The sequence below is a fragment of the Methylomonas sp. LWB genome (assembly GCF_001856095.1).
GTDB classification, from domain to species: domain Bacteria; phylum Pseudomonadota; class Gammaproteobacteria; order Methylococcales; family Methylomonadaceae; genus Methylomonas; species Methylomonas koyamae_A.
Map to the genome: position 1 here is coordinate 60,284 of NZ_MKMC01000016.1, position 9,520 is coordinate 69,803.

Consider the following 9,520-nt stretch of genomic DNA (forward strand, 5'->3'; position numbering starts at 1 on the left):
AAACTGGTGGAAACCGCCGCAGGCGTCGTCGCCCGCCACGTCACCGAGCGCGCCCAATGGTGCGTAAAAGCCCAAGCCGGAGAAGCCCATGCCACGACGCCATAACGCCTGCACTGCCCACAAGCTGGGTTTGGCCCTGATTCCATTCATCATTACCGGATGCACGACGATGCCGACAAATTATTCGCTAGAAGCCTATCAACAACTCCGAGACAGCGGCCTGCCGCCGGTAAGGCCGGCCTGGGGGGGCTTCGACGCCACCGAAGCCGCTTCGTTGCTGGAGCTTTGCATAGAACTGAACAACCAGGACGACCGCAATAATCCCAATCTGCCCGACCCCAACCATCAATACCAAGCCAAGCCGGCCGGCTGGCAACTGGCCTACGACAGCCGCCAACCCGGCAACACCGAATGGAACCGGATCTGGCCGTGGGACGGGCACGGCGACAACCCCAACGACATCAAGACCAACGGTCTGAAACCGTTGAACAACGCTTGGCTGTTGGCGCAATCGACCAGCGATCCCGGCCATGTCGCGATTGCGATACGCGGCACGGTCGGCGAACGGCGCAGCATCTTGGCGGACGCTTACGCGACGACGATCCCCGCCTACGCCGGCGTCGAGTACCCCGAGAATAAACCACTACCCATCGTGTTCGCCGCCACCCCGGACGCCGAAGTTCACCTGGGTTTCGGTTACGCCGCGTTTTCGCTACTGTTCGATCCCGAGCGAGGTATCCTGACGCAACTACAGCAGCGACTGGCCCAACAAGCGATTACCAAAATCACGGTGACCGGCCACAGTCAGGGCGCGGCGGTCGCCACGCTGATTCACGCCTTTTTGTATTACGCCACCAACGACGAGCGCAATCCCTACCAACTGGCGTTCACTGCCAAGCCGGCACTGAAATCCTATCTGTTTGCCCAGCCCAAGCCCGGCAATCTGCAATTTTCCCAGGATTTCGCCCGTATCGCCGCCGAAACCGCTTATGTCATCAACAACGACAGAGACCCGGTCCCGCAAGTGCCTCTCAGTCTGGAAACTGTCTCGGAAGTCGCCGAATTCGTCGAAGAAGACAACGTCAGCGTCGGCGGGCCGCTGGACCATGTCATCGATGCCGTCACCAGCGCCAAAAACGCCATCCGCGGATCGATAGCCGAAGTGTTTACCGGCCACCTGGCCGACGATTTCGAGGAAACCGGCATCGCCGCCTCCGTCGAGCGCTACTTTGGCGATACCGCGATCGAGCTGCCGGATCTAAAACCCAAGTCGCTGAACTACACGCTGGCCGGCCAACTGATCCCGGTGTTCGGCCTGACCAAGGGCGGCGATTGCTACACCATCGGCGACCGCCCGGACATCCTGTTGCAACACCACGCCACCAGCTACCGCAAATTGATCGCGATGCAGTTGTTGGGCAAGCGCGACGACTGTGCCGGCGGGCACTGAGTCCAGGAAAGTCAGTCTGCCCGGTAACGCATTGTTTTAATTCCCTCACCCTGCCCTCTCCCGCGAGGAGAGGGTTGTATTTTGACTAATACGACAGCCTCGGAGGGGCGAGGGAACAATAAACCGAAACTCGAAGCCAACGACCACCACCCGACATTGAATCACGGAGCCTCAACCATGTCCGACACCGCCAAAGCCCTGCAACAAGCCGTCGCCCCCGCCGCCCATCCGATCATCTATGTGCGCGGCTATGCGATGTCCGAATCCGAACGCGACGAAACCGCCGCCGATCCGTTTTGCGGTTTCAACGCCGGCTCCACCGTGGTCCGCGCCGGCACCGGCGATAAAGATACCAAGGCCCGGAAATTCATTTTCGAATCGCCGGTGGTCCGCTTGATTTCGGATTTTGGTTACGCCGACGTCTACGACGAAGGCTTGGACATCATGGACCGGGACTGGCCGAAAGACAAAACCATCCCCTACCGCTCGGTAGTGGTGTACCGCTACTACGACGACGGCTCCAGCCTGCTGGGTAGCGGTAAATCCTCGCCGATCGAAACCTATGCCGAGGGCCTGGGGAAACTGATCCAGCGCGTCCGAGACCTGGCGCGCGACGAAGCCGGCCAAGCGATCGCGGACACCGACTTCAAATGCTATTTGGTTGCCCACTCGATGGGCGGTCTGGTGTGCCGGGCCTTCTTGCAGAATCCGGCGCTGGGCGATGCCGAAACCCGCGCCTGGGTGGATAAAGTCTTCACCTACGCTACCCCGCACAACGGCATCGAACTGGCCGGCGTCAACGTACCCGACTGGTTGAAAACGGCGGACATGAACAATTTCAGCCGTCCGCGCATGGCCGAATATCTCAATCTCGACAAGGATAGCGAGTACCTGGCTGAAGAACGCGTCGATCTGCTCCGGCACTTTCCGCCGGACCGCTTTTTCTGCATGGTCGGCAGCAACCGCGCCGATTACAACGTCGCCGCCGGCTTGTCGCGGATGTTTTCCGGCCACGGCAGCGACGGCCTGGTCAAGGTCGCCAACGCGGTGTTGACCGGTCAAGACCGCGCCGGCCAAACCTTGCCCTGCCCCAAGGCCTACACCTACCGCTCGCATTCCGGCTATTTCGGCATCGTCAATTCCGAGGAAGCGTTTCAAAACCTCACCCGCTTCCTGTTCGGCAATCTGCGGGTCGATATCTGGTTCGACGTCGCCGGCGTCACGCTGCCCGAATCCTTGCAAGGTCAGGCGGATCAAGTCGAGGCCGACTACTACTTCGAACTGCAAGCCGCCCCGCGTAAAATGCGCGGCTTGCTGACCCGGCGCACCGCCGAGGAGGATTCGGCGGCGATTCGCGGTCACGGCGAGATCGTCAAACACAAGAAACGCAGCGTATATCTGTCCAGCGTGTTCCTGGCCAACTGGGCCAAGGTCGATCAAACCGACAACACGCTGACCTATGCCGTCACACTGGGCATCGGCGTGCAGGAATACCTGGTGGACGGCTGGCTGTTCGACTCCCACGTCGAAGGCGCCCGCCTGTTCAGCGACACCGCGATCATCGCCATCACTCCCGCCAAACAAATCGAATGGCACTGGAGCCAAGCCAAATCCAAACCGACCGACATTCGGCTTATCACCCAAGACGAACACGAAGCTGTCGAGGCCGGCGGCTCGCTGACCGTCGAAATCCCGATCCCCACTATCGCCAAAAAAGCGCCGGGTATTACCGGGAAATTACGGTTTGTGGTTTCGGGGTGGCGGTGAAGAGAGGATTCCGGCCCATCGGTAACACCTCCTCCAGTTTTGCTTATGTCCAAAAATTGATATTAAACCGACATCGGGTTTGCGATTGACCCAAGGGTTACTTGCCATCGAAAAATTACCTCGTAAAGAGTAAGGTACTTTAAGCTTAAATTTACGTTTCTTTGATACCGTTCAAGCACTTTCCAGCAAATTTATGCTTGGAAATGTGCTTGCGAGGTCAATGAAACATGCATATTCAAACTTCGAAATCTAGCACCGCCGACAGGGCAAAGTGGATCACAAATTGCTTTGTCAATGCCTTCCTAATCTAATGTGAAGTTACAAGATCAGGGCAATTGATAGGCTAAATACGGATTTAACGCCTGAAAATCAACGCGAGGAGAATTTATGAAAACAGGAATTTTATTTTCAATGGCAGTCGCGGTTGTTGCCATTAGTGATACCGCAACGGCAGCAGTGACAACGTTCTCAAACTACAACATAGTCTCTAATAATCCTTACCTACCGGTCAGCGCCAGATTCACCGATGCCACCGCCAATCAAACCATGGTCGTCAATGAATTAGCCAATATGCCGGTTGGCACTATTCATTCAGGTGACATCATCAATGGTATTACCTATGCCTTTAGTATCTTTAATCGTGCCAATCCTAACTTGCCAAACGATACGACGGGGCAGGTTGTCAACAATGCCTGGTCGGGTTTCAACCCTGTGTTGACCCCCCCAGGCGACGGCACGGCATTCCAACCGGGCGGCTTAACGCAACTCAACGATTCCGTGACACTCACATTTTCAACCCCGATTAATTCATTCGGAGTCAGTGTAGTAATTGCCTTGAATTCAACCTTCAATATCAGCACTGATGTGGCCGGTGTTTCCGCTTCGACAAATGGCATAAATTCGTATGGCGATTTAACCGGCTCGAACCAACGCGCATTTCTGGGCTTGGTTTCGGACACCCCCTTTTCCAGCGTAACCCTGACCGGAGGTAATAGATACATGGGCGGCACCGTGAAGGCTTGGTCGGGTTGGGATGTGTCTCGCATCACTTACGGTGTGATGCCGGTTCCCGCGCCCGCAGCGTGGTTGCTTTTGTTAAGCGGCTTAGCCTGGGGTGGTGTTGTGCGCCGTTTTAGCCCGCGTAGCCGGTAGGCGTTCCGCCAAACCGACGCGAAAGCCGGCCAATTCAACCGTCATTCGCAATCGAAGCCAGCATCCGGCAAAACCATGTTGTGTTCCGCCTTATGCGGGTTGGTATCGCAGTGTGTCGCGTACCCTTGCTTATTCGAGCGTCATCGCGATTCAGCGGCGTCACCCGGCAACCTTCAATCGTAATTTGGCTATCAAATTCAACAACTACATTACCTGCGGCGTAATGCTCCTTTCTACCCGCCGAAATTCACCACAACGTTGAGTTGAATCGACATATTTCCCCGGTTTTTAGCGAATTTTTAGTTCCGCGGCAAAACAAGTCGGCAATGTTGCGTTCCTGCCCCCCTCCCCGCCCGCCATCGACCGACAAAGGCCATCCAAATACTTAAGGGCCCCACGATTAAATACCCCCCACACAGAGGATATTTAACAAACAACACCTTGTGTAAGCTAGAGCGCACTGAGTTACGGCGCTTGCCTTAAAGCCGCCGCTACTATGTTTTCAACAAGCGTTATCGAACATTAGACAAGGTGTGACCAAGCAACAAGCTGTGTACAACTCTGTTAGCAGCCGGACTTGATCGCGAACAAACGACCTTTCAGATCGAATGACAGTTTTTAATCCTGGACTAGGTAGAACGGTCTGGGCGGCATAGGGCATTACCCCCTATTTTTTTGAAGGAGGAGTCATGATTTACTTCCATCCAAGGTTTATCCCGCTCTGCGTTAGAGTGTGGCCGCTACCTGTTAATTCAGTCTGTCCAACCGATCGACCTGAAGAAGTCCTGGTGAAAGGAAATAATTTCCGGTTGAGCAAGCTTAAATTCGGCGGGACGAGCGTCATAAAAATGTTTACCTCGAGAACGAAGGGGCCAAATCCCTGGCGTGCCGCCGCAGTAACGCTCTTGGCGATTGGTACACTCGCAAACTGGCAGCAAACCCGCGCCGACCAAGCCCTCGACATGAACGAGTGCCTGAGGCTATCCGGCGGCTCGGTAACGTTGTCTCGGCCTAGCGTAGTCTGGGGAGAGTCCGTAGAAGTCTCTTGGATGGCCAATCTTTCGAGCTATTGTGTCGGAATGGGCGTAACCCTCCAGATTCAAGCCGACGACCAACTGCAGGCTAACACTACGTCGCACACGAGTACTCAAGGCCACGTCAGTGTGACTCCGGCTGCGACTACCACGGTCGCGTTGGTTGCCGTAAACGGCGCCGGTTCGCGTACCTTGGCTTCGCTTCCGTTAGCGGTCGAGCCTTGGAACCCCCAGCCATTACCCGACGACAGCGAATTGCGCCCAACCATTACCTTGCTCGGCAACGATCCGGTTTCACGGCGCCTGTTTGTGCGGGCCCTACGGACACCGAACGAAACCGTGATTATCAAGGGCGACATGGACCTGAGCGGTCTGGATGGCGTTTATGTCGCCCCAGGCGTACAGATAATCGGCGATCGTAGCGTCCGGGATGCGGGCCCCCGTCTGTACACCAGGACGTTTCCTTCCGAACTGCTGCACGTCGGCGACGAGGCCCACGGTCCAAGTGACGGTGTGCGCATCACCGGCATCCGTCTCGATGGCGGAATGAGCGACGACCCGTTCACAGCCGTAGGCAAGCCCGAGGCTACCGCGATAGTTGTCCGTTCCAGCCAAAACGTCGAGATCGATCACAACGAAATCGACCACTGGCGGGGCAAAGGTATCAGCATCCGCGACCCCGACAACCGCATCGCCCAGGACAATGCCGACACGGTGCGGGTAAACGACAATTACATTCATCATAATCAGCACCCCAACGGCAATATGTGTCTGATCGACGGAGGCAGTCATGCGGCCGGCTATGGCGTGGAAGTGTCTTACGGCGCCTACGCGCTGATCGACTCTAACGTATTCGATTGGAACCGCCACGCCATCGCCGGCGACGGCCGTGACGGTTCGGGCTATAAGGCTTATCGCAATCTAGTCCTTCAGCACGGCGGCGTCCACTTCCATTGCGTGAATGTCTGGGACATTGTTTTTGGCGTGCTAACCTTCCCGCTTAACGAACTCGGTGTGGTGGACGACGACCATATTTACCATACACACCAGATCGATATGCACGGCAGGGGCGACAACGGCTTCGGCAGCTTGGCGGGCGAATGGATGGACATCCAGTTCAACACCATCCTTTACACGGCCGGCACCGGTATCAAGCTGCGCGGTACGCCAGCTCTTGCATCCGAGTCGCCAAGCTCCTTCTCGGTTGGAATGGACGTGAAACATAACGTGTTCGCGCATCAAGACCAATGGGAGTGGATCAATGGAGGCGTATCGCCGGGTGCGATGAGCCAGGAGGAAACGGGACTGCAGGCGGCGGACAACCTATACGGGCTCAACACGTTCGACGCACGTAAACGTTGCGATTTCGACGCCGACGGCCAGGACGACGACTTCATAGCCACCGGCGTGGCTTGGTGGTATCGCTCGACGCGGCTTGGCGGTCGCTGGGTGTTTTTGGAACAGTCGCCAAGCCGCTTAGCCGATGTCACGCTAGAGGACGCCGACGGCGACGGTCGCTGCGATGTACTGACGAGCGGAGCGGTGCACAGTGCCGGTGGCGATGGCAGCCGCCCCCTCATACAATCACCAGGCGATGTCACGACTATCGCAGGGACGCCGGTAAACCAAACGTTGACGGCGGACGGCGGGACTGCGCCCTATTCCTGGGTGGTGTCGGGCCTCCCCGGCGGCCTCTACGCAACATCCGACGGGCGGATATTGGGTACGCCGTCCGACTACTCGATAACGTCTTCGAAGATCACCGCGATGGTCACCTCAGCCAACCATCAATCCGACACCATCACCTTCACCTGGACCGTCGGCTCCAATGTTCCCAACGTCACAGGCTTATCCGAAGATGCCGCGCGTAGGACAATATCGGATTCCGGTTTACGCGTGGGCAATGTGTCGCGCGAGGTCAACTTCGCATCAGTGGGTTCGGTGATAGCCCAAAGTCTGGCAAGCGGAAGCACGGTGGCAACAAGGACGCCGATCGACATTACCGTGTCCCTAGGTGCAGTCACCGTACCCAATGTACGTTCGTGGGATGCTTCCTCGGCCATGAATGCCATCAACGCCGCCGGCCTCGCTTCCGGCGAGATCACCTACGTAAACACCTGTCTCGATCCCGGTACGGTTCAGAGTACAAGCCCATCCATCGGTGCGGTCGTAGCGCCGGGTACGGCGGTAAAACTATCGGTATCGACCTGTACCGGCACCGGTGGCGGCCGCGGGGGTGGTGGCAATCCGCGTCAGCCATTGTAGTAAGACCCCATCACGCCGACAGTTCCGTGCGCCGGATTCCGTAAGCCCAGTGCAACGCGGCCCGGTAGGCGTACGGAACGATTCGTATCGAGTCGGATAGAGCAAACGGCGGTATTTCGCCTATTTCGACGTTCCGAGGGGATCGCGCGACGCCTGATACGCCAAATCCGCCGCCGTTACCGCTCACTTACCCGACCGACTCGCGCTCTTCGGCTTGCGCCGTGCTCAACAGGCCGCCGGACGGCTGGGCTTCTTCGGTTTCGGCGTCCTTGACCGCCCTGCGGAAGCCTTTGATCGCATCGCCAAAATCGGCGCCGACCGTTTTCAAACGCTTGGTGCCGAACACCAAGACCACGATGGCCAACACCACCAACAAATGCGGTACGCTCAAACCCATGTTTCACCTCAATTAAAAAAATTCGATAGCCGGGTCCGGCCCAAACGGCTGAACCCCAATCACAAAACCCTGCTCGTGCCGTTATCAGCCCGCTCAATCGGCGGTTTCGGTTGCCAAGGTCGCAGCGGGACTCGGCGCCGGGTTGCCGACCGGCGCTGCCGCGTTGGCCCGGCGCTTCTTCGGCGCAAAGGTTTTCACCAAACGCTTCCAACCGATCACCAGCGAGCTGGCCCCCAGCACCAAGCCAAATCCGACCCAGGTCAGCATCCAGATGTCCCACAACGGCCGGTAATACAGCCAACCGAAATCCCAATGATGCAAACCGGAATACAGCCAGCGGAACACCCGGCGACTTTGGTCCAGCTTGGCCAGCAATTGGCCGTCCTGTGGATCGAGATAAACCCGGCTGCCGGCTGCATCGTCCAGTTCGGCCAGCACCACCGGCAGCGGTTTTTCGACCAAGCCTTGATGGTGGCGCGGGTAGTAATAACTGTCGTAGTCGTCCAATATTTTGACTGCCGCGACCTTGGTGTCACCCGCCAAGCGTTGGACTGCGTCGCTGATCGCGTTTTCGCTGAAACGCGGGCCGGCGCCGTTGGGCGTTAGCGGCAAACGCAAGCCATCGCGGCCTTGCGCCAACAAGACCGTTTCGCCGCCCAGACGCCGCCAGTTCAGCTCGACCACATTAATACCGGTGCCGGCCAACCGCAACGGCGCCGGTCGCCAGTCCAACATTGTCGCCGGCACTTCGGCGCCCAGGTAGCGCTTTAACTCCGCCTTGCTGTATTCACCGTTGGAAAAGATTTTGCCGGGATTGGTATCGACAAATCCGCTCAGCGCCCAGCTCAGGGCCACGGTGCCGCCGATCAAACCGGTCCAAAAGTGCCATTTGAACCAGAATTCGCGGTAAGGCTGGGTTCGGCCTTGCGAATAGGTCGGCTTGCCGCCAAAACCTGGCCGCCAGCGCAACCAGCCGATAATCAAACCGGTGATGCAGGCGATCGTGGCGCCGGCACCAGACCACAGCTGTACATCATGACGAATATCGCCCAGCCCCAGCAAATCCAGCGGTTTGAATAAATGTATCCAGTTGCCGGCCCAAAACAGGCCGCGCTGCCAGCGGCTGGAGGCGTGCAGCACCTCGCCGGTCCGCGCCGAAATCAACAACTCGTCGCCCTCGTTGCTGGCGATGCGGTGAAACGGCCGCAAAGTGTCGCGGTTACGCAAGATCGCCGGTGCCTCTACGCTTTCCAGATAAATCAGCTCGGCCGGATTGCGGCCCTCGGCCACAAACCAGTTTTGCGCGATTCGCAACGTTTGGGTTCGATCGGTTTCCCGCAATCCGCCGTCGACGGCCGACAAGGCGTAACGCAAACCCTGAGTATCCTCGACCAGCCATACCGGCTCGCCAGCGCTACGCAGCAACCGGGCATCGGCCAGCGCCGGCTCGCCGGC

Annotated in this window: 6 protein-coding genes; 4 read left to right on the forward strand and 2 right to left on the reverse strand. The window is 57.8% G+C overall.

What is annotated here, in order from left to right:
* Nucleotides 1-88 precede the first annotated feature (88 nt).
* The 4 genes from BJL95_RS09400 to BJL95_RS09415 all read left to right on the forward strand — a co-directional run bounded on the left by BJL95_RS09400 (nt 89) and on the right by BJL95_RS09415 (nt 7,668).
* Nucleotides 89-1,450, forward strand: coding sequence for a hypothetical protein (locus BJL95_RS09400; RefSeq protein WP_083385846.1), 1,362 nt, complete (start codon nt 89-91; stop codon nt 1,448-1,450).
* Nucleotides 1,451-1,627: 177 nt separating this feature from the next.
* Nucleotides 1,628-3,217 (forward strand): hypothetical protein, encoded by a 1,590-nt coding sequence (locus tag BJL95_RS09405; RefSeq protein ID WP_071157408.1) that lies wholly within the window; start codon nt 1,628-1,630, stop codon nt 3,215-3,217.
* A 387-nt stretch (nt 3,218-3,604) separates the two neighbouring features.
* A complete protein-coding gene (locus BJL95_RS09410; RefSeq protein ID WP_071157410.1) occupies nt 3,605-4,369 on the forward strand; it encodes a hypothetical protein in 765 nt (254 codons plus the stop codon).
* A 788-nt stretch (nt 4,370-5,157) separates the two neighbouring features.
* A complete protein-coding gene (locus BJL95_RS09415; protein ID WP_175463679.1) occupies nt 5,158-7,668 on the forward strand; it encodes a PASTA domain-containing protein in 2,511 nt (836 codons plus the stop codon).
* A 187-nt stretch (nt 7,669-7,855) separates the two neighbouring features.
* Here the strand turns inward: BJL95_RS09415 and tatA are convergent, their stop codons facing one another.
* Both tatA and BJL95_RS09425 read right to left on the reverse strand, forming a co-directional pair.
* Nucleotides 7,856-8,065, reverse strand: coding sequence for a twin-arginine translocase TatA/TatE family subunit (gene tatA / locus BJL95_RS09420; RefSeq protein ID WP_071157414.1), 210 nt, complete (start codon nt 8,063-8,065; stop codon nt 7,856-7,858).
* A 93-nt stretch (nt 8,066-8,158) separates the two neighbouring features.
* Nucleotides 8,159-9,520 (reverse strand): peptidase (locus BJL95_RS09425; RefSeq protein WP_175463680.1); only part of this gene is annotated, 1,362 nt, incomplete at its 5' end.